Consider the following 25,608-nt stretch of genomic DNA (forward strand, 5'->3'; position numbering starts at 1 on the left):
ATTAAATAAAAGAATAATATGGGAGAAACTCAAGTAAAAACTGCACATCCAAAAGGACTTTGGGTATTGTTTGGAACGGAGATGTGGGAGCGGTTCAATTTTTATGGAATGCGGGCTTTATTGACTTTATTTCTTGTAAATTCATTATTAATGAAAGAAGAAGAAGCCTCTTTAATTTATGGAGGTTTTCTAGGGCTTTGTTACTTAACGCCAATGTTAGGTGGTTTTATTGCCGATCGTTTTTTAGGAAACAGAAACTGTATCTTATTAGGCGGGTTGTTGATGGCAATTGGACAAATGCTTTTATTTACCAGTGGTAGTATTTTTGAATCTAATTTAAGTTTAGCAAAAATCATTATGTACTCTGCACTGGGTGTAATTGTTTTTGGTAACGGATTTTTCAAACCAAACATTTCAAGTATGGTTGGAAGTTTGTATCCAAAACAAGAAAAAACAAAATTAGATAGTGCTTTTACTATTTTCTATATGGGAATTAACATAGGGGCTTTTTTAGGTCAGTCTATTTGTCCTTTGTTGGGAGACGTGAAAGATGCTGGAGGAATTAGAGACATCCACGCTTTTAGATGGGGATTCATGGCAGCTTCTGTTGCAATGTTATTAGGAACAATCCTTTTCTATTTCTTAAAAAATAAATATGTGGTTTCTCCAGAAGGAAGACCATTAGGAGGTTTGCCTTCTAAAAATGTAGCAGAAGATTTTGAAGAAGGAGAGGCGCAGACAGCTAATTTTTCTAATAAAGCTTTAGCTATTGCAGGAATTGCTTTTATCGCTTTAGGTTTCTTCTTTCACTATGTTGTGGGGCAGAATTTAATTTATACATTGATATATTCTAGTGGTATAGCATTAGCAGGATTGATTATTTCTGATACTTCATTAACGAAAATCGAAAGAGATAGAATCATTGTAATTTACATCGTTTCGTTTTTCATTATTTTCTTTTGGGCAGCTTTTGAGCAGGCAGGTTCGTCATTAACTTTTATTGCAGACAACCAAACAGATAGAAATTTCTTTGGCTGGCAGATGCCTCCTTCTATGGTTCAAATCTTTAACGGATTATTTGTTGTTCTGTTAGCAGTTCCATTTAGTATTCTTTGGGATACTTTAAGAGCAAAAGGAAAAGAGCCTATTTCTCCTGTAAAACTGGCTGTAGGTTTAGTTGTTATCTCTATAAGTTTCTTTATGATCGCAACTCAGGTTTCTTATATCGGAACTTCTGGACTGTTATTGGTAAAATGGCTTATTCTTTTATATTTCTTAAATACTTGTGCTGAGTTATGTTTGTCTCCAATCGGATTATCATTGGTTGGTAAATTATCTCCAAAACGTTTCGCATCTTTGCTTTACGGAGTATTTTTCTTGTCTAATGCTTCAGGTTATGCGTTAGGAGGAACTTTAGGTTCTATCCTGCCTGCAACTGGAGATAAATTTGCAAAAGCAAAAGAATTAGGAATCGATCTTCAAGCAGTTTTAGATAATAAAGTAGTGCCTACTGCAGAGCAATTAGCTCTTTTAGAGCAGCACCAAATTAGTGCTCATAATCACTTTTTTGCTGGATTTGAAATCCACAATTTATATGAGTTCTTTATGGTATTTGTGGTGCTTACAGGTATCGCGGCAATTATATTATTTGCTTTGACTCCATTCTTGAAAAAGATGATGCACGGTGTTAGATAAAATGGAAAAGAAAATTACACTAGAAGAAATTCAAAATTTTGAAGGCAAGTACCCAAAGCAATTGTGGTACTTGTTTTTTGTTGAAATGTGGGAGCGTTTCTGTTTTTACGGAATGCGCGGCGTACTCACAATATTTATGGTTGATCAGCTTTTTTTGAAAGATGAACATGCCAATTTACAATACGGAGCTATTCAGGCTTTTGTATATGCCTTTACTTTTGTCGGCGGTATTTTTGCGGATAAAATTTTAGGATTTAAAAAATCATTATTTTTTGGAGCGATCGTAATGATTCTTGGAAATCTTTTGATTGCTTTTTCTCCTCAGGAAATGTTTTACTACGGAATCGCTTTCTCTATTATTGGAACGGGCTTCTTTAAACCCAATGTTTCTTCGATGGTTGGGGAATTATATAAAGAAGATGACGGAAGAAGAGATGCAGGTTACGGAATGTTTTATGCCGGAATAAATGTTGGAGGTCTTTTTGGAGGTGCTTTATGTGTTTATTTAGGGAAATATTATTCTTGGCAGTTGTGCTTTTTATCGGCAGCTTTGGTAATGCTTTTGGGATTAATTACATTTTTATTTACTAAAAAATATTTAGGTCCAATTGGAGATTCTCCCTTATTAGATTTAAAACCATCTAAAAGAAGAATTCGAGAAATTGCAGTTTATGTAATCTCTCTTTTAAGTATTCCTTTCATTTTTATAATGGTAAAAAACACCGATTATACGGATTATTTCATGTATACAATTGGTATTATTGCTGTTGTGTATTTTGCTTATGAATTGTTGAAATTGGGAGATATAAAAATGCAGAAGAAGCTTTTTGCAGCTTTCCTGTTTGTGGTTTTTTATCTTTTATTTAATGCCATTTATGAGCAGAGCGGCGGTTCTTTATCGCTTTTTGCAAAAGATAATTTAGATAATAAATTATTGTTTTTTACAATTGATCCGAACATTATAAATAACAGTTCAAATACATTCTTTGTGGTGGTTTTAAGTCCGCTGATTGGTTTGTTATGGATCTGGATGGGAAAAAGAAAAATTGAGCCTAATACATTGATTAAATTTGGAATTGGATTTTTGTTCTTAGCGGCTTCATTTTATATTTTCTACTTGACAAAGTTTTTTGCTAATGCAAAAGGAATTGCTTCTTTAAATGTCTTTACTTTTGCCTATTTGGTAACTACCATTGGTGAGCTTTGTTTAGGGCCAATCGGAATGTCAATTATTACGAAACTTTCTCCAAAGAGATTGTTCGGAATGATGATGGGATTGTGGTTTTTGGCAAGTGCATTTGGACAGTTGGCAGCGGGAAAACTTGGTGCTGAAATATCAAGATCAAATACAGGCGATACATTAATGTCAAAATTACAATCGTATACAGAAGGATATTATCAATTAGCAATTTATTCACTTGTAGCGGGAGTTGTTTTAATTGCAATTTCACCTGTTCTTAAAAAATTAATGCAAGAAGTAAAATAGATACTAGCGTATTCTGTTTTTATGTAAATTTGTGAAAAATTTCTCAATATGAAAAAAATAGTACTTATTGCTATGTTTTTAATTGGTGCGGTGAATGTTCAGGCACAAGAATTAAAATGGTACACAGATGTAAGAGAAGCTATTACTGTAAGCAACAAAGAGCAAAAACCAATGTTGTTGTTCTTTACAGGAAGTGACTGGTGCGGCTGGTGTATTCGTCTGCAGAATGAAGTTTTAAAAACAGACGAATTCAAAAAATGGGCGGCTGGAAATGTGGTTTTAGTAGAGCTGGATTATCCAAGAGGAGTTCCTCAAACACCAGAGCTTAGAAGTCAAAATAATGAGTTACAGCAAGCTTTCGGTATTCAAGGTTTTCCAACTATTTTCTTCACTAGTGCAGAATCTAAAGACGGAAAAGTGAATTTTAAAGGTCTTGGTAAAACAGGTTATGTGGCCGGCGGACCATCTGCTTGGTTAACTGTTGCCGAAGGAATTGTTCATCCAAAGAAATCATAAGTTTTAAACTTAAAAAAATAATAGAAGCCTCTTACGTTTGTAAGGGGCTTTTTTTGTTTAGTAAGAAAAACTTCTCAACATATTTTCTTGTTTTGATTATTTGATATATTATTGTAAATAAAAAAACATATAATGTATTTTTTGTGCTAATAAAAATTGGAAAATTAAAATATAATGTTAATTTCGTCACGCTAATCTAACCAAAACCAATTAATATGACTAAAAAACTACTTATCCTACTGTTTTTTTTAGGTTCATTTATGATGAAAGCGCAAAATTTAGCATGGAGGACTAACATGACCGATGCTATTGCGATAAGTAATGACCAAAGAAAACCAATGATGATTCTATTCACTGCCTCAGGTGTACCAGACAATCTTCAAAACGAAATTTTTAAAACTCCTGACTTTGCCGTTTGGTCGCGTGATAACGTGATTTTAGTAAAGCTGGATCTTTCAGATGTCAACGCTTCTGACAGCGATCGCGAACAAAATGTAAAACTGAAAAATGCATTTGGTGTTCAAGATCTTCCAGAAGTATGTTTTGCATTGGCATCAGTAAGAAAAAACAAAACAACATTCAGTTCTCTAGGAAAAATTGCTTATAAACCTGGAGGAGCAAAAGCTTGGATTGCAGAATCGAATTCGATTTTACATCCAGCAGAATGATACGATTTCATTTAACTTTCATTTAATTTTTTTTAATCCCTTTTTTGCGCTGCAAAGAAGGGATTTTTTTATTAGTGCAGTTTCTGTAAAGAATTTGCTTTTTTTAGTAGTGTTTATTTAACATTTATTAAAAAAGAGTCAGTTTATTATTAATTTGATTTTAATGTTTAGAACTTGGTTATTAATTCATTAAATAATTGATTTGATGTCTTTTTTATACTATTTTCGATTTTATTAACATAACCAAATCCAAAATTATATGCCTAAAAAACTACTTATCCTACTACTATTTTTAAGTCCATTTTTGATGCAGTCTCAAAGCATAATATGGAAAACAGACATCAATGAAGCTGTAGCCACAAGTGCAGAAAAAAGGAAACCATTGTTGATTTTTTTTACAGGTCAAGGTGTAAATCCACAACTTCAAAATGAAATTTTTGCTACTCGTGATTTTGAAGAATGGTCTCGTAAAAACGTTATTCTTGTAAAATTAGACCTTTCAGATCCTACAGTTGCGGATGCAGCAAAAGAACAAAACCTTAGATTAAAAAACGCTTTTGGTATCGAAGAGATTCCGCAGGTATGTTTTACCGAAGTCGCTGTTAGAAAAGGAAAAACCAATTTTAATAAACTCGGTCTTATTTCCTATATGTCTTCGGGAGTTAGAGCTTGGATTTCTGAATCTAATTTGATTTTAAATCCAGAATAAAAAAGAATTACAATTTATAGTATCCCTTTTCCTTCGTAGAATGAAAAGGGATATTTTTTTTGGAACAGCTGTTTTTCCAAGATTTCTGAATGGAATTTGAATTTGAGCCGTCGGCAATTATAATTTTCGGACGGATTTCTTTTAGTACTCTGTCTAGATTTACTTTTGGAGACTGCGTAAGAATCAAAATTTCTGGCGATGTATTAGAAGGATAAATTCCCGTGCTGTCAATTATAAGAATTTTGTTGTTTTTAAAGAACATCAAATTTTTAATCTCTTTGACCTTGGTTAAGGCAATAGAATTTCCAACGAGATACATATTTAGATTCCTATTGCTCTTGTTTTTATTGAAAGTGGTATCTCTTGTAAAAAGAACAATATTTTTGCCTGTGCGTTCCGATATAAGTGTGTTATTTTTTTCGTTGTAGATAATTAGTTCTTTTCCAGTTTCCGTTTGAAATTTAGTTAAGATAAATGAAAGCTGTATTAAAATTATAGTGCAAAATACGACTATAAGTTTGTTGTAGTTTGGCTTCTTAAACCAGACAATGGAATAAATAATGAAGAGATAAAAGGAAAATAAATAATAAGAATTAAAACTAATATCTCTAATGACAAAAGATTCTACAGAAGCAACGCCATGAATCATGAGGTTTAAAAGATAAATGCTTTTTTCAAAAATCATGGTCATAAATAGTGGCGGACTTGTAAAAATGGCAATAATCATTAAAATAATTCCGGCAATCATTATAAAGGACAAAACTGGCAGTATAATAATGTTGGTGACAAAAAACAAACCTGGGAATTGATGAAAATAATACAAACATAATGGCAAAGTACCAATCTGTGCGGCGAAAGAAACGGTCAGTGCTTCCCAAATGTAAGCGATCAATTTGTTCTTTGGTTTGTACATGTTTTTAAAAAGTGGCTGCAGCCAAAGAATAAAGAATAAGGCGAGATAACTTAGTTGAAAACCAACATCAAACAAGAAATAGGGTTCAAAAAGTAATATCAATAAAATAGATACTAATAAAGTGTGGTAGATGTTTCCGTTTCGGCGTAAATGATTTCCAATTGCAATAAAAGAAAACATAACAACAGATCTCAATACTGATGGCGATAAACCTGATATTATGGCAAATCCAGCTAATGAAATCAAAATTGAAGCAAGTTTCATGAAAGAACCCTTTTTTGTATTTGGAATTGGCTTTAATATAAAAGTGATAAAGAGCATTATAAAACCGACATGTAAACCAGAAACAGACAAAATGTGTGTCGCTCCAGAGTATTGATAATCTTGAATAATGTCTTGTGAAATTTCTTGCTGCTGTCCTAAAATCAGTGCCAAGGCAACATTCATTTCGGACTTGTGGAATTTTGATTTCTCCAGATTGGAGATAATTCTAGCATGCAGTTTGGCGCAATAATACCAAATGTCTTTCGTAATGGTTTTACTGACTGCTATTTCTTTTTTTTGACAATAAATCTGAGCATAAATTTGTTTGTCTGCCAAGTATTTGCTATAATCAAATTGATTGGGGTTTTTATTTGATTTATTGGCTTGTAAAGTCGTTTGAATTTTAATGGTATTGCCAATTATCAAAAGATTTTGAGTGCTGTCTTTTTGAATGTTAACTATAACTTTTCCTGTATAATTCTTATTAGAGATTGATTTTATATGACCAATGTAGCGATCACTATAATCATTGCTTTTTAATTTTTCTCTAAGAATTAAAGTTACGGATTGTGGTTTTTCAAATGCAGTTTGGCAATGTGTATAATTATCTTTTTGAAGATTATCGGTATGGCTCAAAAGGGTTAAAGCACCAATAAAAAAAGAGAGAAAATAAACAGATAGACCAAATGAAATATATTTTTTCTTGTACTTTAAATTTCTAAAGTAAGTGAAGCAAAAGAATAATAAGGATAATGAAAGAGGAATCACTATCATTGAAATAGAAAAATGCAAATAGTAAGAAGCTATAACTCCAAAAATAAAGGCGATGATAATTTTAACCAACGGAAAATCTAATACTTTCATGGTTTAAAAGTATTAAATATTTGTAAGAAAAATAATCTATTTTAAATATTTTTAGAAAATAACTCTATTGACCTGCTCAAAAGAATTTTTGTAATAAGCTTCTTTTGTTGAAGAAATAATGACCCCTTTTGAAGTGGAAGAATGTACAAATTTAACTTCATCAGAATTGACTTCTGTAATTAATCCAACATGATTAATTTGTTTGCTTTTATTGGTTTTAAAGAAAATAAGATCACCTTTTTTGGCATCATTCAGCGGAATTACTTTTCCAACTTTTGCCTGATCGTAAGAACTTCTTGGAAGCTTAATGTTTTCACTTTCGAAAGTCGTATAAACTAAACCAGAACAGTCAAAACCGCTTTTTGTTGTTCCTGCTGCCTTATAGCGAACACCAATATTGTCTGTTGCTTTTTCAATTAGATTATTAACCAATGATCTATTTGCTTTTTTAGATTCACTTTTTGATACGGCAGTTGATGTTGACTTACAAGAAGTAAAAGTAATTGCCAAAATCAGAAAAATCAGTACTCTTTTCAAAACCTTAAATTTTATTTTTTTAAATCTGCAACGATCAGTTCTGCTGTCTTTTTGCTTGCTCCAACTCCTCCAAGTTTTTGTTCCAAAATATCATAGTTTTGCAGTACTCTTTTACGATATTCTGGCTCTAATAGTTTTTGAAGCTCTTCTTTAATTCTTTTGGTATTACAATCAGCTTGAATCAATTCGGTTACCACTTCTTGATCCATAATTAGATTGACAAGAGAAATGTATTTTAAAGTAATAATACGCTTCGCGATTTGATAGGAAACCTCGCTTCCTTTATAACAAACCACTTCGGGAACTTTAAAAAGTGCTGTTTCAAGCGTTGCTGTTCCAGAAGTAACTAAAGCAGCAGTTGAGGAACGCAATAAATCGTATGTTTTATTGGAAACAAATGCAATGTTTTTATTTTTCAGGAATTGCTGATAGAATTCGTATTCCTGACTCGGCGCGCCGGCGATCACAAATTCATACTCTTGAAAATCATCAACAACACTCAGCATTACGCTTAGCATTTTGGTAATTTCCTGTTTACGGCTTCCAGGTAAAACAGCAATTATAGGTTTTTCTCCCAAATTATTTGCGACTCTAAAAGAAGTTTCGTCAAACGCAGGCTGATTTTGAATAGCATCGATTAAAGGATGTCCGACAAAATCAACTGGAAATTGATGTTTGTCTTCGTAAAAACTTTTTTCAAAAGGCAAAATAACAAACATCTTGTCGACATCCTGTTTGATTGCTTTGATGCGGTTTTCTTTCCAAGCCCAAATTTGAGGTGAAATATAATAATGAGTTTTGTATCCTAGTTCTTTTGCCCATTTTGCAATTCGCATATTAAAACCAGGGTAATCAATAAATATTAAAACATCTGGTTGAAACTCCAAAATGTCTTTTTTACAGATTTTAATATTGTTTAAAATGGTTTTCAAATTAAAAACCACTTCAATAAAGCCCATAAAAGCTAAATCTCGGTAATGTTTTACAAGAGTTCCGCCTGCTTTTTGCATTAAATCTCCTCCCCAAAATCTAATATCTGCTTCTGGATCTTCAGTATACAAAGCTTTCATTAAATTTGATCCGTGTAAATCTCCAGAGGCTTCACCTGCAATTATGTAATACTTCATGTTGGTTTTTTTGAAAATGTGCTAAAGCTGTAAACAGCAATTATTGTAACAAAGCAAAGATAAGATTTAAATAACTAATGTAGAAATTGCCAAAACAATCACCGCTAAAATTACGCCTCGAGCCATTAATTCTTTGTTTCTTTTTAAAAGAATTGCAAATACAGCAAGATCTAAAAGCGTTCCCAGTGTAATGATTTTTCCAAGATATCCCTGCTGTTTTATGATATGAAGACCAGAAGAAATGTCAAAAGTTGTAAAAAACGTGACAAACAGGTAACTTCCTAAAAGAGCTGTAAAAATTCCGATTATAAAACCGATAAGTATTTCTTTAATCATTTAATTTCCAAGTATTAAGTTGTTGAATAGAGTGGTGAGCAGTAAGGTCAAATTGTACAGGAACTACAGAAATATAGCCGTTTTCCAAAGCCCATTCGTCCGTGTCCTCACCTTGATCTTCGTTTACAAATTTACCGGCAAGCCAGTAGTAATCTTTTCCAAAAGGAGTTTGTCTTTTGTCAAATTTTTGCGCGTAATAAGCTTTCGCTTGACGACAAACTTTGATGCCTTTAATTTCTGTTTCTTTTAGTTTCGGGAAATTGACATTTAGAACAACTCCTGGCGGTAATTTATTAGCTAAAGTTTCTAAAGCTATTTTTTTAACGAATGATTTTATTGGTTCAAAATCGGCATTCCAGTCGAAATCTAAAAGAGAAAAACCAATTGCCTGAATGCCTTCTATTCCAGCTTCAACGGCCGCACTCATAGTTCCGGAATAAATGACATTAATAGAAGAATTTGATCCGTGGTTAATACCAGAAACGCATAAATCAGGTTTGCGTTTTAATATTTCGTTTACTGCCAGTTTTACACAATCAACGGGAGTTCCAGAGCAGCTGTATTCTGCAATTGTGTCATCTTCTTTAGAGATTTTATCTAGAAATAAAGTGTTGTTAATTGTAATAGCGTGGCCCATTGCGCTTTGCGGTTTGTCTGGCGCAACAACGATGACTTCGCCGATCGTTTCCATAACGCTGATAAGTGCTCGTATTCCAGGGGCTAATATACCATCGTCATTGGTTACGAGTATTAAGGGTTTTTCGGCTTTCATTTTATGAATATTATGTGTAATTTTAACAATTGTAAGATTTTAAAAACAAATGTAGTGACAGATTTCTCGCGATAAGTCACAAATATTGTAAATTTTGTCAACTAAGTTAAAGAACTTTTTTGCGAATTAAACATTTTTATATCTTTAACAAAAAATTATCGTGACGTTAGCTCTCGTGGCATAGTTTTTAACGTAACTTAGATAAAAAAATTGATGAATGCTATTATAAAGTTTATGAAAAGAAATTATAAGATACTCATTGCCGTATTGTGCTTATCGCTTACATTGTTTGCATTTAAAATGAATGCCGATAGAACAATCGACCCGGATCCGAATAGAGACAAGACACTTTTAGAGTTACTAGCATTTGTTATTGAGAAAGGACATTACAGCCCAGCAGAAATAAATGATGAATTCTCAAAAGGTATTTTTAAAGATTATATTGAAGCATTAGACCCTTCAAAAAGATTTTTCCTTCAGTCGGATATTGATGAATTTAAGCAGTATGAATTGATGCTTGATGATCAATTTTTGAATAAAGATATTACTTTTTTCAATCTAACTTATACAAGGTTGATGAAACGTATGGAAGAAAGTAAAAAGCGCTATAAATCGATTTTGGCACAGCCATTTAACTATACTGTTGATGAAACTTTTGATGCCGATTACGAAAAAATCCCTTATGCAAAAAACTTAAACGAGATTAATGAAAGATGGAGAAAACAAATTAAGTTATCTACACTTTCTTCTCTTGTAACAAAACAAAAAATCGAAGAGGAAAAGAAGAAAAAAGATGCTGCTTATAAAGAAAAATCTTTTGAAACTTTAGAAAAAGAAACTCGTGAAAGTTCTTTAAAATCCCTTGATGATAATTTCAGCGTAATTAAAGATTTAAATAGAGAATATTGGTTTTCAGTTTATTTGAATTCGATAATGACTCGTTTTGATCCGCATACAAGTTATTTTGCACCTGAAGAAAAAGACCGTTTTGATGTAAATATCAGTGGTAAATTGGAAGGTATTGGAGCGCGTTTGACTAAGAAAAATGATTTTACGCAAATTGACGAGTTGATTTCTGGTGGACCCGCTTGGAAAGGAAAACAACTAGAAGCTGGTGACTTAATCTTAAAAGTTGCTCAAGGAAATGAGGAACCTGTAGATGTTGTTGGAATGCGTTTAGACGATGTTGTGAAGAAAATTAAAGGTCACAAAGGAACTGAAGTTAAATTGACAGTTAAAAAAGTTGACGGAAGTATCAAGGTAATTTCAATTATCAGAGATGTGGTTGAAATTGAAGAAACGTATGCTAAATCTAGTATTGTTGAAAAAAATGGTTTGAAATATGGAGTAATTTATCTTCCTAAGTTTTACATCGATTTTGAAAACAAAGACGGACGTGATGCAGGAAAAGATATTGCTCTTGAAGTAGAAAGATTGAAAAAAGAAAACATCAACGGAATTGTTTTAGACGTACGTGATGATGGTGGTGGATCTCTTTCTACAGTAGTTGATATTGCTGGTTTGTTTATTGAAGAAGGACCAATTGTTCAGGTTAAATCTGCTGGTAAAAAGAAAGAAGTTCTATACGATAAAGACAAAAAAATCGAATGGGATGGTCCGTTAGTAATTATGGTAAATAGTTTTTCTGCTTCGGCTTCTGAGATTTTGGCGGCTGCGATTCAGGATTACAAACGTGGCGTAATTATCGGAAGTAAACAAACTTATGGTAAAGGAACAGTACAGAATGTATTAGATTTGAATCAGTTTGTTCGTAATGCAAATTACGGAGATCTTGGAGCTTTGAAAATTACAGGACAAAAATTCTACAGAATCAATGGTGGTTCTACTCAATTAGAAGGTGTTCATAGTGATGTTGTTATGCCGGATCGTTATGCTTACCTAAAAATGGGTGAAAGAGATATTGATAATGCAATGCCATGGGACAAAATTGATCCAGCGGATTACAGCACTTGGACTTCTAGTGAGAATTTTAATAAAGCTATTAATAATAGTAAAAATAGAATCGCTCAAAATGCTCAATTTAAATTGATTGATGACAATGCTAAATGGATTGATGTTAAAAACAAAGAAAATACATATAGCTTAAACATTAATAGTTTTAAAGCAACTCAGGAGCAAGTAGAAAATGAAGGCAAGAAATACAAACCAATTTCAGATTATAAAAATGATTTGATCTTTAAATCACTGCCTTATGAAGAAGCTGAAATGAAAGCAGATGCTACTTTAAAAGAAAAAAGAGATGTATGGCACCAAGCTTTATCAAAAGATGTTTATGTGGAAGAAGCATTAAATGTTTTAGATGATTTACAAACAAAAGGTTTGGTAAAAAATAACAACGTTTCTCCTAAAATGAAAAAGGATAAACTTGTAAAGTCTTAAGTTCTAAAAGAATTTAATTTGTTAAAAAAGCGCTCTGTAAATTTTTGAATTTATGGAGCGTTTTTTTGTAAGTTTAGCCCTTAATTAATATTCTATGAAAAGTTGTATAGCTTTAGTTTTGATGAGTTTTGCGTTATTATCTTGTAAAAAAGAAAATGTAGAAATTAAAGATAAGACAGAGATCAAAGAAAGTGTAGTCGAAAAGGCAGTTGTTCCTTTTGCTGAAAATTCTACTAGCACAGATTCTTCGTTATATACTGTCGCTTATCTTCCAACATCAACAACAAATCAAATTGTAAAGCATCAATATTATACCCTTTCTTATAATGAAAAGTTCGAGCAGGCCGAATGGGTTGCTTATGAATTAAAGAAAGAATATTTGAAAAACCACGATTATAAGAGGCCTTATTTTATAGAAGATCCAAAAGTAACCACAGGTTCTGCAGATTGGAGAAATTATAAAAAATCAGGTTACGATAAAGGTCATCTTTGTCCGGCAGGAGATATGGAGTTTAGTAAAGATGCTTATAATGATACTTTTTATACTTCGAATATTTCTCCTCAAAAGAAAGAATTTAATGCCGGAATTTGGAATAGGCTGGAGCAGAAGACACGTTATTGGGCGGGAAAATACAATGATATTTATGTAGTCACAGGCGGAATTCTGAAAGATTCGGACAAAAAAATAGGAACAGAAAAAGTTGCTGTTCCTAAATATTTCTATAAAATAATTTTAGCTAAATCTGGAAAGGAGCATAAAGCAATTGCTTTTTTAGTTCCAAACGAAAAAAGTGACCAATCAATTTATGATTTCGTTGTTCCCATCGAAACTTTAGAAAAAATGACTGGAATTGATTTTTTTCCGAATCTTAAAAACTTAAAAAGTAGTAAGGACTTTTAATTCTTCAATTGTTGCTGTTGGATTTTCGGCTTTAAAAACAAAGCTTCCTGCAACTAATATATCGGCGCCGGCTTCTACTAGTTGTTTGGCGTTTTTACTGGTAACACCACCGTCAATCTCAATAAGTGTTGATGCATTTTTGCGGATAATTAATGCTTTTAGCTTTTTTACTTTATCAAAAGTGTTCTCAATAAATGATTGTCCGCCAAAACCAGGATTTACACTCATAATACAAACCACATCAATATCGTTAATAACGTCTTCTAAGAGATCAATATTGGTATGAGGATTCATCGCTACTCCAGCTTTCATTCCTTCTGCTTTGATAGCTTGAAGCGTTCTGTGTAAGTGTGTGCAGGCTTCGTAATGTACAGTTAATCCATTTGCTCCTAAATCTGCAAAAGTTTTAATATATCGATCTGGATCAATAATCATTAAATGCACATCAATATATTTTTTAGCATGTTTTGAGATTGCCTCTAAAACCGGCATTCCAAAAGAAATATTCGGTACAAAAACTCCATCCATAATATCGATATGAAACCAATCAGCCTGACTGTTATTAATCATTTCGATATCGCGCTGTAAATTAGCAAAATCTGCCGCAAGAACTGAAGGAGCAATAAATGTATTTTTCATTTTGTTGTAGTGTGTTGTTTTTTTTACAAAGATAATTTTTTTATGATTTAGATTGAAGTTTAACCGCAAAGTGCGCGAAGAATTTACGCAAAGTTCGCAAAGAATTATAAAGTAAGTTACTAACAGTTCAAAGTTTGCAAAGCTTAGCGGACTTTGCAATCTATCGCAAATATGTATAAAAACTTTGCGCACTTTGCGTTAAAAAAAAGAAATAAAAAACTCCGGTAATCAGCCGGAGTTTCAATCATCAATCAAAAAACGAACAGTCAATCAAACTGTTGTTTATCGTAAAATTCCAATTTGAAAAACCCAAATTCCAATTGTTAGTTGGAATTTGAAATTTAAAAATATTGTAATTTATATTATTTATCCTAAGTAAGTTTTAAGGATTTTACTTCTTGAAGTATGTTTCAATCTACGAATTGCTTTTTCTTTAATTTGACGAACACGCTCACGAGTTAAGTCGAAAGTTTCTCCAATTTCTTCTAGAGTCATTGGGTGCTGATCGCCAAGACCAAAATACAAACGAACAACATCAGCTTCTCTTGGAGTTAATGTTTCTAATGAACGCTCAATTTCAGTACGTAATGATTCGTGAATTAATTCTCTGTCAGGATTTGGAGATTCACCAGAACGTAATACGTCATAAAGGTTAGAATCTTCTCCTTCAACAAGAGGTGCATCCATTGATAAGTGACGACCAGAGTTTTTCATAGACTCTTTTACGTCATTTACAGTCATGTCAAGTTCTTTTGCAATTTCCTCAGCAGAAGGCGGACGCTCGTTAGACTGCTCTAATAAAGCGTACATTTTGTTGATTTTATTGATAGAACCAATTTTGTTTAGCGGTAAACGTACAATACGAGACTGCTCAGCCAAAGCTTGAAGAATCGATTGACGAATCCACCATACAGCGTAAGAAATGAATTTAAAACCACGAGTTTCATCAAAACGTTGTGCTGCTTTAATCAAACCTAAGTTTCCTTCATTAATTAAATCTGGAAGAGTTAATCCTTGATTTTGATATTGTTTAGCCACCGATACTACGAAACGCAGGTTGGCTTTTGTAAGTTTTTCTAAAGCTCTTTGATCACCCGCCTTTATTCTTTGTGCTAATTCTACCTCTTCATCAGCGGTAATTAGGTCAACTTTTCCAATTTCTTGTAGATATTTATCTAACGATGCAGTTTCACGATTCGTTACCTGCTTGGTGATTTTAAGTTGTCTCATGTTGTTGTCTCCCTATTTTTTAAAGTGTACAAATGGTTATACGTAAGCAGTATCAAAAAAGTTACAAAAAGATAAAAAAAAATTCAAAAAAAAATCTCCACTACTATTTAGCAATGGAGATTTTGATTTTTTATCAAGCTTTTTTTAATTGACAGAAGCGTCTTTTACTTCAATAAATTCCTTAATTGAGACAGGCATTCCGCTCTTTGTAAAACCTTCTAATCTTACTTCGAAATTTCCTGATACATCTGAAGTATAAAAAGAATTATTAGTTTGATTTAATTTTACTTCGGGAGCCCAGAATAATTGATTTCTATAATCGGGAATTCGTGCTTCATCTGTTTGGTTCGCATATTCAATTTTATTGTAAATCTTTTTTGGCTTCGGACTTAATATTGCCGTTTTTACGATTGAACTTCCTGTTTGAGTGCTAACGAAATTTTTATCGAAAGTAGTAAAACTAATTAATCCGTTAAATGGTTTTGACCCCACATAATAGCGCCCGATAATTACCTCTATTTTGTAAACGTTTTTCATTGGGTAATTCATCAACTCATTCTGGTTTTCCAAATACAAACCGTCAACAAGTACCAAAGCAGGTTCTGGTAATTGAGGAAAAACACTCGGATCGTTTACATGCAGGTAATTTTTTCCGTCTTTTTGTCTGATGAAAATATCAGTTGCAACTTCAACAGAAGTTTCTTTTAGCGTTTTAAATCTGGTGTAATCATCTAAAACATATTGTTTTGCCAGCGGCGAATAAAAAGGTTCTAAAGTTGGAATTTTCGAAATATTATCGACTTTTTTATGGAAATAAGCATTTTCAATCTGCGCCGCAATTGATCTTTCTACAATGTTTTCTTTTAAAACATAAGACAAATCAGATGTTTCAGGAAAAGACAGGCCGGTATAATTTATTGCAGGATCATCATTTAATGTCAAAGTGTAATTTTCAGCTTTTTCATCTAGAAGCTGTACGGTTATATTGGAAGAATAATAGACATCTTTTAGGTAAAAAATAAAGTTTCCGTAGGCATCAGTCTGCGAAATTTCAAAGGTGAAAGATTTTCCAGGTAATGATAAGCCGACAAATTTTCCATTTATAATATCGGTGCCGCTTTTTGAAGTTATTTTTCCAGAAATTACTTCTCCACGAACTTCGGGTAAGACTAATTTATTAGTTTGATTTTGAAGATTAATTATATTTGTTTCTTTTGAAGAAGAAGAAAAATCGGCTGCTGTTGATTGATTTTTATTGGATAAATTGTCAATTTTACGAACAGATAAAGAATAGTTTCCATCTTCATACGCAGCATTTGTAGATTCTATTTTTAAATCTACTAATTCGCGATTTGCAAACGCCTTTTTAGAAAGTCTAAATTTTACGTTTGGATTTGTACTTGCGGTGTTTTCTGTATTTACAGCCGAAACTGTTTGAGTTGTTGGCGGAATCAAATTTCCTGTATTCAATTTTTGTTCAGCACCATCTTTTGCTTTAAACGGATTAATTATCTTAATATCTATCTGAAAGTAATCAGAAACTTTTTTGTTCAGCATCCAAGTCGTGTAACTGATTAGTTTGTAATTCCCAGTTTTTAGAGTTGTTGGTATAAAAAAGTCACCTTGACCCGTACTATTTTTTAAAGCAATTTTGGTTTTAAAAACCGATTTTTTACTTTCATCTACCAATTCAACATAGGCAATTTTGCTAATAGTACTAGGTGTTTTGTCTGATGATTTTAGACAGTAAATTTTAAACAAGATCGTTTCTCCAGAAACAAATGTCGAAGCATTTGCATGGGTAAATACCGTTTCGTCTAATGTAACGGTTTGCTGTGCGCTGCTTAATTGTGTATTTATCAATACAAACAATACTATGAGGTGTTTTATTCTATCCAAAATGAAGGTATTACGTTTGATGAAAATGATGTACAGTCTCCGCATTCTACAGGAACCATGTAGTAGAATGAGCCTTCTACGTTATATTTGTAACTAATTGTGTTAGAATTAAGACGGTCAATTAAAACGTTTCCACGGCAGGGAATAGGCTGGCTTAAACCAAAACAAAATTTATACTCTTCTTCAGTACAATCTGTAAAATAAGGTGGAAGCACTTCGCCAGGAAAAAGGTCTGCATAATTAAAGAACATTCTTTTAGACGAAAAAGAAGAAACTTCAAAAAATCCAATCGCTTTTTGATCTGTATGAGAAATACACTTAATATTTCCATTGATAAAACCAGGTTGTTTTGGAGATAGCACACTTCCTGAACTTGATATTTCTTTCATAGTTCTACGAAATACATACGACTCTAAACTTTGTACATATTGTTTAACTAAAATACTGTAACGATGACTGATAATATAGTTTTGGTCGCTTATAAAACGAACAGGAAAATTAACACGGTCTTCTTGCAAATCTGTAGTGCTTGTTAAAATAATTTCGTTTGATGATTTTGTACTGTAACAAATTCTTGTGTTAGGATCGTTTGGTTCTAAACCTACTGTACGAGGCTCTGGTTTTACAACAAGTTTTTCTTGTCTGTAAACTGGTGCAATAATTTTATACGTTTCATCATATTCATATCTGTAATATTTTGACGTATTGCTAGGATCGTAATTGGTTACTCGTATTTGAACGCCGCGTCCTTCTTTACTGTCTGTAACAACCGCAGGAACTACATCTAATATCGGATTTTCTGTAGTCAATGTTTCATTAGAAGATTCGTATACTTTTCCATCTTTAGTTTTAATTTCTAAAGTGTAAATTGTATTTGCAGATGCTTGAAAAGGAGTTTCAGAAACATATACTCCGTCTTGTTCTCTAAACGGATAAATTGCCCCTTGATTATCTTTTACTACAACCGTTGCTCCAGTTTCATTTAATACGCCAGTATCTTCTAAACGAGCTGTTTTAGAAATTTTTATTTCATGAGTTTTTAGTTCATTTGTTATCGTTGCTTCAACAACCAATGCTTCTTCATAAGTATCAGATTGTAAGGCGTAGTTTTCGGCACAGCTGGAAAGTAAAATACTAAATAGCAGCAGAAGGATGGGTTTATTTTTAAATAATGTTTTCATGATATTTGAATCCATTTTGGATATTAAAATTTAAAATTATAAGTAATACTAGGAACAGGAATAGAAAAAATGGATGTTTTGTATCCTTTTACTTTTCCAGTTTGATCTGTTACAAAATATATTGAATAAGGATTGTTACGTCCTAATACATTGTAAACAGATATGTTCCAGAAACTATGTGCAAGCTTTTTTATCTTATGATTTCCTTCAATATTAATTCCGATATCTAAACGAATATAATCTGGAATTCGGTATTTATTTCTGTCGCTGTAAAGAGTGTATTCTGCACCTCCGTAGTTATAAGTTCCAATTGGGAAAGTAATTGGTCTTCCGGTTTGATATAAAAAGTTTGTTGACAAGCTATATCGCTTTGTAAATTTATAATTTAATACAGCACTCAAATCGTGAGGTTTGTCAAAATTTGAAGCAAAATATTTTCCATTATTTACTTTTTCTTCATTAAACTGACCGTCAAGTTTTATAAGCGATCTAGAATAAGTATATCCAATCCATCCATTTAACTGTCCGACTTGTTTTTTAATAAGGAATTCAACTCCGTACGCTTTTCCTTCACCTTGTAAAAGTTCTGTTTCTACATTTTCGTTTAAAAGCAATTGCGCTCCAACTTTATAATCCAAGATGTTTTTAGATGTTTTATAATACCCTTCAAGACTAAGTTCATATTCTTCGTCTTTTAGGTTTTTATAAAGTCCTAAAGATACCTGTTGTGCACTTTGCGGTTTTACATTTGTATCTGATAATTTCCAAGTATCAGTTGGAGACTGGGTAACATTACTAGATAAAAGGTGAATGTACTGTCTTGTTACATCATAACTTGCCTTTATCGAGAAATCTTCAGCAAAGAAATATCTCGCAGCGATACGAGGTTCGAGTCCGCCATAGGTTTTTACAACCTCATTATTGTTATAATGCTCAGTCCTTATTACAGTTGCATCATTTAAAGGTAAGCCTTCTTGGTAAATATTAACGTCGGCAGCTCCTAAAGAGGCATAGAATGAATATCGTAAACCTAAATCTATTAATAATTTGTCACTGAATTTAAAATTATCCGATAGGTAAATTCCAGATTCCAGAGCTCTTTCTTTTGCAATATCGGTTGCTACTAAGGTAGCGTTAGGGTTTGTTGGGTGCTGATATCCTGGAGATATATTGTACAATTTGCTTGCAATTCCGTAAGAAAGATTATGTTTCTCATTTAGCCCGTAATTAAATTTCAGCTGTAATTGAGACTCATTAATTTTATAACCAAAATCAAATGAATTAACGTCGTCAGTATTGTAATCGATATTAAATTTATATTCACTATTTGTGAAAATAAGTGCCGATTTGTGTTTTTTACTATACGTATGATCCCATTTTAGAGAAGCTAACCTATTAGTGTATTTGAAAACAGAATCTGAGCTTATTGCAAATTTATCATTACTGTAATATACTGTAGCTTCTAAATTATTATTGGCACTTAACGCATTATTGTATTTTACAATTGCATCATAAAAACTAGCCTGGCTGTTTTTTAAATTTTCATCATCTAATGTTTTCAAAATCCAATCAGAATAAGTAGCTCTTCCTCCGAAAAGTATACTCGATTTATTTTTTTTGATTGGAGTTCCAAAACTTAAATTTGATGTAACGGGACCAATAGCACCCTCACCAGAAAATTTCTCAGGATTTCCGTTTTTCGTTGTAATGTCAAATACAGATGATAATCTTCCTCCAAAATCAGCAGGAATGCTTCCTTTATAAATGTCTGCCTTTTTTGCAGTGTAAGGATTGATTGCAGAGAAGAAACCTAGAAAGTGCTGTGGATTATAAAGTACAGCATTGTCCAGAAGAATTAAGTTTTGATCTTCCTTTCCGCCTCGAACATTAAATCCAGCAGATCCTTCTCCGGTTGTTTTAATACCCGGAAAAGTTGTAGCAACTTTTAAAATATCTCGTTCTCCTAAAATTAAAGGAACATTTTTCATTCCCTCAATATCAATAGAAACTAAGCCAGAAATAACAGATTCCGTAGTTTTTTGTCCTTTCTTTTTAATTACAACTTCATCCAGCTGGTTCGATTTTTCATTAATATTAATGTCTAAATTGCCGTCATCATAGACCACTACGGTTTTTGTAACATCTTTATGGCTTAGCGATTTAATTTCAATAACATTTGTTCCTCGAGGAAGCTGTAAGGTGTAATTACCATCTAAGTCGGTTGTAGCGTTGATGTTTCTGTTTCTTACCTTAATATAAATATTTGGTTCCGCTTTACCAGTTTCTTCATTTCTGATCGTTCCAGTAATTGTGAAATTCTTTTTAGTTAAATCACTATTTTCTTTACCGATAAAAACAATTGCCGACTTTTTATTAACGCTATAATTGTTTAAAGAATCATACTGCTGATAAAAAACAGGATTGGCAGAACCGCTTTTGTTGTTGTTAGCAGCTTCTGATGGTTCGTCAGGGAAAAATCCTGTTGGCAGGCTTTCATGAATTGTCTGATTAAGAGTTAAGATGATTTTGTTTTTTAAAACAATAAAATTCAAATCCGTCTTACTTAATAATTTGTCCAGTAATTCATCAACCGTTACATTGCTGTAAGTTTCGGAAATTAAAGTTTTGTTTGAATCCACCCAAACAGGATCAAAGTAAAATTTGTAAGAAGTCGAAGCCTCAATGGCTTTTAGAGCTTCTGATAAGGTTTGGTTATTAAAAGTTATAGATATTTTTTCATTTGTATTTTGGGAAAATGAAAAATTACATGATAATATAATAACAAAGGCGAGTATAATTTTTTTCATGCAGTTTTTATTTTTCAGTCAAAAGTGAGTTATTGATATATTTCATTAAATTTTTCATGAATAAATTAAGGTCAGATCTTCTAAGTTCTCTATTCATATCATAAAACTCATTAATGTTTTTCTTTTTCTCTGGGAATATTTTAGTAATATCACTTTTACTATCCACTGTATACAGCGATTTTTTATAGGCTAAGAGATAATTGTTTTTAGGTTTAAACTGGTAGAAAATACCATCTTCTCTAACAATTTTGTTTATTGTTTTACTGTATTTAATATAAAAAGTAAAATCTGGAGTACTTTCAGTAACTTCGTAATAACCTGTAGTGAAGCCTGCTAAGTTGTATTGTTCCTTATTTAATTTGACAAAATTTCGATCATACAAAGAGAAAGAGTCTACTTTTTCTTTTACAAGACTGATACCAATTAATTCTGATGCGCCAGAAGGATTTAAAATCAAGATATCTCTGTAGATATCATATTTTAATTGCGTTTCGTAATACACTTGTCCTTCAAGAGCCAAGGTGCCCTTTTCGAACTTGTCGTCTTTAAAATAAATGGTACTTCCGTCTAAAGTAGTGTACGGATTGGTGTGGAGAATTCCATTATTTATGTCAAGATTGTTTTTCCCAACACTGTTGTCAAACCAATTGTAAATTTCAATTTCTTTAATACTTTGGCTATGAATGGAATTAATGCTTAATAATAGTCCAAATAAAGTTGGGAATATTATCTTTTTTTGATAATTTTTCAAAGGATTCTGTGGTTTAATGATTTGTTTTGGTAGGTGTTCAAAAGTATAAAAAAAAGGTTACAAATAAAACGTGAAATTGTTAAATTGTGATTATTTTTTTATGTTTTGATGAGTTTGCCTTATATTATTGTAGTAGTTTAAGGTAATTGATCAAAAATTAAACAGTAGAAAAGGTGATGGCTTTAAAACGAAAAACCCCAATTCAATTAATGAATTGGGGTTTTCTATGAATAAACCTTTAGTAAACTAAGATCTGATTACTCTTTTTTCTCCTCACGCGGAGGTCTTTGTAAAAGTGCTTTTCTTGACACTTTTTCTTTTTTAGTTTTAGGATCAACACCTAAATACTTCACTTCAAATACATCACCCATGTTAACAACATCAGTAACATTTTCAGTGCGTTCCCAAGCTAATTCAGAAACGTGTAATAAAACTTCATTTCCTGGCGCAGCAGTATATTCTACAACAGCTCCAAAATCTAACATTTTAATTACTTTTACTTCATAAGCTTCTCCCATTTGAGGTTTGAAAGTGATTGACTTAATTTTAGCCAATACCGCTTCAATTCCAGCAGGATCTGTACCTAAGATTTCGATAACACCTTGCTCATCAACTTCATTAATAACGATAGTTGTTCCAGTAGCTTTTTGTAATTCTTGAATTACTTTTCCACCAGGTCCAATTAATGCTCCAATAAAGTTTCCAGGAATAGTTCTAGTGATGATTTTTGGTGCATGAGCTTTAACGTCAGCTCTTGGAGCTGCGATAGTTTCAGTCAATTTTCCTAAAATATGCATACGTCCGTCACGAGCTTGGTTAAGAGCTTGTTCCATAATGTCATAACGTAAACCATCAATTTTGATGTCCATTTGACAAGCTGTAATACCGTCTGCAGTTCCAGTTACTTTAAAGTCCATATCTCCTAAGTGATCTTCATCACCTAAAATGTCTGACAATACAGCAAATTTCTCACCGTCAGTAATTAATCCCATAGCAATTCCAGAAACTGGTTTTACCATTTGAACTCCAGCATCCATCAAAGCCATTGTTCCAGCACAAACCGTTGCCATAGAAGAAGAACCATTAGATTCTAAAACTTCAGAAACAATACGAATTGTATAAGGGCAATCTGCAGGAATCATATTTTTTAATGCTCTTTGAGCTAAGTTACCGTGACCAACTTCTCTTCTTGAAGTTCCTCTTAATGGTTTTGCTTCACCAGTAGAGAAAGGAGGGAAGTTATAGTGTAAGTAGAATTTCTCTTCACCTTGCTCGCTAGGCGAGTCGATTTGGTTTGCTTCTCTAGATGTTCCTAAAGTTACAGTTGCCAAAGCTTGAGTTTCTCCACGAGTAAATAAAGACGAACCGTGAACTCTTGGTAAATAATCAGTTTCACACCAAATTGGTCTGATATCTGTAGTTTTTCTACCATCTAAACGAACGCCTAATTCTAATACTACATTACGAACAGCTTCTTTGTTTGTTTTGTAGAAATATTTAGAAACTAAATCGCCGTCAGCAGCTAATTCTTCTTCAGTAAATAAAGCTTTAACTTCTTCTTTTACTTCAGCAAATGCAGCGCTTCTTTCGTGTTTAGCCGATCCAACTTTTGCAATATCATATATTTTATCATATGCAGCAGCTTTTACTTTTTTGTAAATTTCTTCGTTTTCTTTCTCACCTTCGTAAGTACGAATTTCTTTTTTACCAAAAGCAGCTTGTAAGCGCAATTGTGCGTGAATTTGAACTTTTATAGCTTCGTGAGCAAATTTGATAGCTTCTACCATTTCTGCTTCTGAAATTTCTTTCATCTCTCCTTCAACCATTGCAACAGAATCAAGAGAAGCTCCAATCATCATATCGATGTCAGATTTTTCTAAATCTTCTCTGCTTGGGTTAATAACAAATTTTCCGTCAATACGTGCAACACGTACTTCAGAAATTAAGTTATAAAAAGGAATATCTGAAACAGCTAATGCAGCAGATGCAGCTAAACCAGCTAAAGCATCAGGCATAACAGTTTCGTCATGAGACATTAATTGAATCATGACTTGTGTTTCAGCATGGTAATCGTCTGGGAAAAGCGGACGTAAAACACGGTCAACTAATCTCATTGTTAATACTTCGCTGTCGCTTGGACGTGCTTCTCTCTTAAAGAAACCTCCTGGAAAACGACCAGCTGCAGCAAATTTTTCGCGATAATCTACCGTTAATGGTAAAAAATCAACATTTGGGTTAGCGGTACGTGCAGATACTGCTGTTGCAAGTATCATCGTATCGCCCATTCTTACTACTACAGAACCATCAGCTTGTTTTGCTAAACGTCCTGTCTCGATTGTGATGCTTCTTCCATCACCTAAATCGATTTTTTCTACAAATAATTGTGGAATCATAAATTTTTCCTTATTGGTTATACAATGGGTTTTAGTTGTGTTGTAGTTGTTGTTGTGTGTAGTTGTTGTTTCTAAAACCCAATGAAAAACCAAACTTTTTTTTATAAAATGCTTGTAATGTAAAAACAAAAAGAGGCACTTTCGCACCTCTTTTCTATATTGATTATTTTCTGATATTCAATACTTTGATAATCTCACGATATCTGTTGATCTCTTTCTTTTTCAAGTAATCTAACAACGATCTTCTTTTACCTACTAATAGTACTAATGAACGCTCAGTATTATAATCGTGACGATTTTTTTTCAAGTGCTCAGTTAAGTGGCTGATTCTGTAAGTAAACAATGCGATTTGAGCTTCTGCTTTTCCAGTGTTTGTTGCTTCACCGTGTTGCGCGAAAATCTCTTCTTTCTTTTCTTTAGTTAAATACATTCCAATATTATTTAATGATTTTTATGTATGTCGTACATCTTTTGTAAGACGGTGCAAAATTAATACTTTTTTTTTGAAAAATAAATATTATTGCTCCTTTATTTTGTAATTATTGTTATTGGCAGTTTATAAAGAACTCTTACTGGTATACCTCTATTTTTGCCAGGATTCCATTTTTTTGCGTCTTTAATTAACTGAATAGCATTTTCATCTAATCCGTAACCAACGCCTTTTAGAACTTTTGGTTCGACCAAATTTCCTTCTTCATCGACTATAAAAGACATATATATTTTACCAGACACTTTGTTTCTGGCTTCCGAAGGAATACGCATTGACTTACCGATATAGCTGTAAAAAGAATTTATTCCGTTTTTTGGAACAGGCTGCTGGTGTTTTACGCTATAAGAATGTCCTTGATTTAAAGAGTCGGTAGTTACTCCAAAAATTAATTTTCCATTTTCATATTTCTCGGTGAAACTAGATTTTCTTTTAAAATCTTTTCCTTGCCATTTTCCATCGGGCTGACCGTTTTTTATTTTGCCGCTTTCCTCATGGTTTTCGTTGCTGTTCTCATAATCTCCGTTTCCATCTATAATTGTTCGTTCTTTTTGAGAATTCCAGTAGTTGTTTATTTTAAACTGGGTAATACCTTTTTTATTTTCAAAGTATTCAATTTCAGATTTTATATCTCCATTTTCATACCAGTTAAACTCTATTCCTGATTTTTTTGTTTTTACATAGCTTACAGTAAATTTTTTATTGCCATTTTCGTAATACGAAACAGACTGTCCGTCATTTATAATAATGTCTCTGTCTAAAGTATTGGCAATGTATTTTATCTTTCCTGATTTATAATAATCTCGATAAACATAAGACTTTTTATCCGAGTAATATTCTTCAATAAGTCTGGTGTATTTATAATTTTCAGGATCACTCGGTACCCACATCGAGTCAAGGTAAATCAGTTTGTTTGCTGCAGCTTGCTTTTGCGAAAAAGCTTTGGATGAAATGAGCAGGAGGAATGCTAAACGTAAAATTAGTTTCATATAGTAGTAAAAATAAATAGTACGCCAAAGTAATATTTTTAATA

General features: G+C 32.5%; 21 protein-coding genes. 7 read left to right on the forward strand and 14 right to left on the reverse strand.

Going from position 1 to position 25,608, the window contains the following annotated elements; all coding sequences use genetic code 11:
• Positions 1 to 18 precede the first annotated feature (18 nt).
• The 5 genes from BSF42_RS07770 (at position 19) to BSF42_RS07790 (ending at position 5,074) form a co-directional block, all read left to right on the forward strand.
• A complete protein-coding gene (locus BSF42_RS07770) occupies positions 19 to 1,695 on the forward strand; it encodes a peptide MFS transporter (RefSeq protein ID WP_095952524.1) in 1,677 nt (558 codons plus the stop codon).
• A gap of 1 nt (position 1,696) precedes the next feature.
• Positions 1,697 to 3,181 (forward strand): peptide MFS transporter, encoded by a 1,485-nt coding sequence (locus tag BSF42_RS07775; protein ID WP_095952730.1) that lies wholly within the window; start codon positions 1,697 to 1,699, stop codon positions 3,179 to 3,181.
• Between the two features lie 48 nt (positions 3,182 to 3,229).
• Positions 3,230 to 3,697, forward strand: a complete 468-nt coding sequence (locus BSF42_RS07780) for a thioredoxin family protein (protein ID WP_095952525.1) — start codon at positions 3,230 to 3,232, stop codon at positions 3,695 to 3,697.
• Between the two features lie 215 nt (positions 3,698 to 3,912).
• Positions 3,913 to 4,365 carry a hypothetical protein gene (locus BSF42_RS07785; RefSeq protein WP_095952526.1) on the forward strand — a complete coding sequence of 151 codons (453 nt, stop codon included), beginning with the start codon at positions 3,913 to 3,915 and terminating at the stop codon, positions 4,363 to 4,365.
• A 259-nt stretch (positions 4,366 to 4,624) separates the two neighbouring features.
• Entirely contained in the window at positions 4,625 to 5,074 is a 450-nt protein-coding gene (locus BSF42_RS07790) for a thioredoxin family protein (protein WP_172426656.1), read from the forward strand.
• A 7-nt stretch (positions 5,075 to 5,081) separates the two neighbouring features.
• On the opposite strand, the gene BSF42_RS07795 is transcribed toward BSF42_RS07790, so the two are convergent.
• From BSF42_RS07795 to surE, 5 genes are all read right to left on the reverse strand, one after another.
• Positions 5,082 to 7,115, reverse strand: a complete 2,034-nt coding sequence (locus BSF42_RS07795) for a ComEC/Rec2 family competence protein (protein ID WP_095952528.1) — start codon at positions 7,113 to 7,115, stop codon at positions 5,082 to 5,084.
• Positions 7,116 to 7,166: 51 nt separating this feature from the next.
• Complete coding sequence (locus tag BSF42_RS07800; protein ID WP_095952529.1) at positions 7,167 to 7,652, reverse strand: C40 family peptidase; 486 nt, start codon at positions 7,650 to 7,652, stop codon at positions 7,167 to 7,169.
• Between the two features lie 11 nt (positions 7,653 to 7,663).
• The gene (lpxB, locus tag BSF42_RS07805) at positions 7,664 to 8,779 is read right to left on the reverse strand and encodes a lipid-A-disaccharide synthase (protein WP_095952530.1); all 1,116 of its coding nucleotides are present in this window, start codon (positions 8,777 to 8,779) and stop codon (positions 7,664 to 7,666) included.
• Between the two features lie 66 nt (positions 8,780 to 8,845).
• Positions 8,846 to 9,115, reverse strand: coding sequence for a hypothetical protein (locus BSF42_RS07810; protein WP_095952531.1), 270 nt, complete (start codon positions 9,113 to 9,115; stop codon positions 8,846 to 8,848).
• Positions 9,108 to 9,887: a 5'/3'-nucleotidase SurE gene (gene surE / locus BSF42_RS07815; RefSeq protein WP_095952532.1), complete on the reverse strand. Its 780-nt coding sequence runs from the start codon at positions 9,885 to 9,887 to the stop codon at positions 9,108 to 9,110. The genes BSF42_RS07810 and surE overlap by 8 nt, the downstream gene beginning before the upstream one ends.
• Before the next feature lie 213 nt (positions 9,888 to 10,100).
• Between surE and BSF42_RS07820 the strand changes: the two genes are divergently transcribed.
• Both BSF42_RS07820 and BSF42_RS07825 read left to right on the forward strand, forming a co-directional pair.
• Entirely contained in the window at positions 10,101 to 12,287 is a 2,187-nt protein-coding gene (locus BSF42_RS07820) for a carboxy terminal-processing peptidase (protein WP_095952533.1), read from the forward strand.
• Positions 12,288 to 12,381: 94 nt separating this feature from the next.
• Positions 12,382 to 13,188 carry a DNA/RNA non-specific endonuclease gene (locus BSF42_RS07825; RefSeq protein ID WP_095952534.1) on the forward strand — a complete coding sequence of 269 codons (807 nt, stop codon included), beginning with the start codon at positions 12,382 to 12,384 and terminating at the stop codon, positions 13,186 to 13,188.
• Here BSF42_RS07825 and rpe read toward each other — a convergent pair.
• The 9 genes from rpe to BSF42_RS07870 form a co-directional block, all read right to left on the reverse strand.
• The gene (rpe, locus tag BSF42_RS07830) at positions 13,165 to 13,827 is read right to left on the reverse strand and encodes a ribulose-phosphate 3-epimerase (protein ID WP_095952535.1); all 663 of its coding nucleotides are present in this window, start codon (positions 13,825 to 13,827) and stop codon (positions 13,165 to 13,167) included. The two genes, BSF42_RS07825 and rpe, sit on opposite strands and share 24 nt — an antisense overlap.
• A 366-nt stretch (positions 13,828 to 14,193) precedes the next feature.
• Positions 14,194 to 15,057: an RNA polymerase sigma factor RpoD/SigA gene (locus tag BSF42_RS07835; RefSeq protein WP_007804760.1), complete on the reverse strand. Its 864-nt coding sequence runs from the start codon at positions 15,055 to 15,057 to the stop codon at positions 14,194 to 14,196.
• Positions 15,058 to 15,201: 144 nt separating this feature from the next.
• Positions 15,202 to 16,929, reverse strand: a complete 1,728-nt coding sequence (locus BSF42_RS07840; protein ID WP_253251012.1) for a hypothetical protein — start codon at positions 16,927 to 16,929, stop codon at positions 15,202 to 15,204.
• A 14-nt stretch (positions 16,930 to 16,943) separates the two neighbouring features.
• Positions 16,944 to 18,137 carry a DUF4249 domain-containing protein gene (locus tag BSF42_RS07845; RefSeq protein ID WP_253251013.1) on the reverse strand — a complete coding sequence of 398 codons (1,194 nt, stop codon included), beginning with the start codon at positions 18,135 to 18,137 and terminating at the stop codon, positions 16,944 to 16,946.
• Between the two features lie 23 nt (positions 18,138 to 18,160).
• Positions 18,161 to 20,944, reverse strand: a complete 2,784-nt coding sequence (locus tag BSF42_RS07850; protein ID WP_095952538.1) for a TonB-dependent receptor — start codon at positions 20,942 to 20,944, stop codon at positions 18,161 to 18,163.
• Positions 20,945 to 20,951: 7 nt separating this feature from the next.
• Positions 20,952 to 21,695: a hypothetical protein gene (locus BSF42_RS07855; protein WP_095952539.1), complete on the reverse strand. Its 744-nt coding sequence runs from the start codon at positions 21,693 to 21,695 to the stop codon at positions 20,952 to 20,954.
• Between the two features lie 257 nt (positions 21,696 to 21,952).
• A complete protein-coding gene (locus tag BSF42_RS07860; RefSeq protein WP_095952540.1) occupies positions 21,953 to 24,088 on the reverse strand; it encodes a polyribonucleotide nucleotidyltransferase in 2,136 nt (711 codons plus the stop codon).
• A 163-nt stretch (positions 24,089 to 24,251) separates the two neighbouring features.
• A complete protein-coding gene (gene rpsO, locus BSF42_RS07865) occupies positions 24,252 to 24,518 on the reverse strand; it encodes a 30S ribosomal protein S15 (RefSeq protein ID WP_041516556.1) in 267 nt (88 codons plus the stop codon).
• 98 nt (positions 24,519 to 24,616) lie between these two features.
• Positions 24,617 to 25,564, reverse strand: a complete 948-nt coding sequence (locus BSF42_RS07870) for an energy transducer TonB (protein ID WP_095952541.1) — start codon at positions 25,562 to 25,564, stop codon at positions 24,617 to 24,619.
• Between the last annotated feature and the right edge of the window lie 44 nt (positions 25,565 to 25,608).

The organism is Flavobacterium sp. ACN6 (assembly GCF_002304005.1).
Classification (GTDB): domain Bacteria; phylum Bacteroidota; class Bacteroidia; order Flavobacteriales; family Flavobacteriaceae; genus Flavobacterium.

Excerpts from the sequence above, each read along its gene's own strand:
- BSF42_RS07770 (WP_095952524.1), top strand. The coding sequence starts at position 19 with ATGGGAGAAACTCAAGTAAAAACTGCACATCCAAAAGGACTTTGGGTA.
- BSF42_RS07775 (WP_095952730.1), top strand. The coding sequence starts at position 1,697 with ATGGAAAAGAAAATTACACTAGAAGAAATTCAAAATTTTGAAGGCAAG.
- BSF42_RS07780 (WP_095952525.1), top strand. The coding sequence starts at position 3,230 with ATGAAAAAAATAGTACTTATTGCTATGTTTTTAATTGGTGCGGTGAAT.
- BSF42_RS07785 (WP_095952526.1), top strand. The coding sequence starts at position 3,913 with ATGACTAAAAAACTACTTATCCTACTGTTTTTTTTAGGTTCATTTATG.
- BSF42_RS07790 (WP_172426656.1), top strand. The coding sequence starts at position 4,625 with ATGCCTAAAAAACTACTTATCCTACTACTATTTTTAAGTCCATTTTTG.
- BSF42_RS07795 (WP_095952528.1), bottom strand. The coding sequence starts at position 7,115 with ATGAAAGTATTAGATTTTCCGTTGGTTAAAATTATCATCGCCTTTATT.
- lpxB (WP_095952530.1), bottom strand. The coding sequence starts at position 8,779 with ATGAAGTATTACATAATTGCAGGTGAAGCCTCTGGAGATTTACACGGA.
- BSF42_RS07810 (WP_095952531.1), bottom strand. The coding sequence starts at position 9,115 with ATGATTAAAGAAATACTTATCGGTTTTATAATCGGAATTTTTACAGCT.
- surE (WP_095952532.1), bottom strand. The coding sequence starts at position 9,887 with ATGAAAGCCGAAAAACCCTTAATACTCGTAACCAATGACGATGGTATA.
- BSF42_RS07820 (WP_095952533.1), top strand. The coding sequence starts at position 10,101 with ATGAATGCTATTATAAAGTTTATGAAAAGAAATTATAAGATACTCATT.
- BSF42_RS07825 (WP_095952534.1), top strand. The coding sequence starts at position 12,382 with ATGAAAAGTTGTATAGCTTTAGTTTTGATGAGTTTTGCGTTATTATCT.
- rpe (WP_095952535.1), bottom strand. The coding sequence starts at position 13,827 with ATGAAAAATACATTTATTGCTCCTTCAGTTCTTGCGGCAGATTTTGCT.
- BSF42_RS07835 (WP_007804760.1), bottom strand. The coding sequence starts at position 15,057 with ATGAGACAACTTAAAATCACCAAGCAGGTAACGAATCGTGAAACTGCA.
- BSF42_RS07845 (WP_253251013.1), bottom strand. The coding sequence starts at position 18,137 with ATGAAAACATTATTTAAAAATAAACCCATCCTTCTGCTGCTATTTAGT.
- BSF42_RS07850 (WP_095952538.1), bottom strand. The coding sequence starts at position 20,944 with ATGAAAAAAATTATACTCGCCTTTGTTATTATATTATCATGTAATTTT.
- BSF42_RS07860 (WP_095952540.1), bottom strand. The coding sequence starts at position 24,088 with ATGATTCCACAATTATTTGTAGAAAAAATCGATTTAGGTGATGGAAGA.
- rpsO (WP_041516556.1), bottom strand. The coding sequence starts at position 24,518 with ATGTATTTAACTAAAGAAAAGAAAGAAGAGATTTTCGCGCAACACGGT.
- BSF42_RS07870 (WP_095952541.1), bottom strand. The coding sequence starts at position 25,564 with ATGAAACTAATTTTACGTTTAGCATTCCTCCTGCTCATTTCATCCAAA.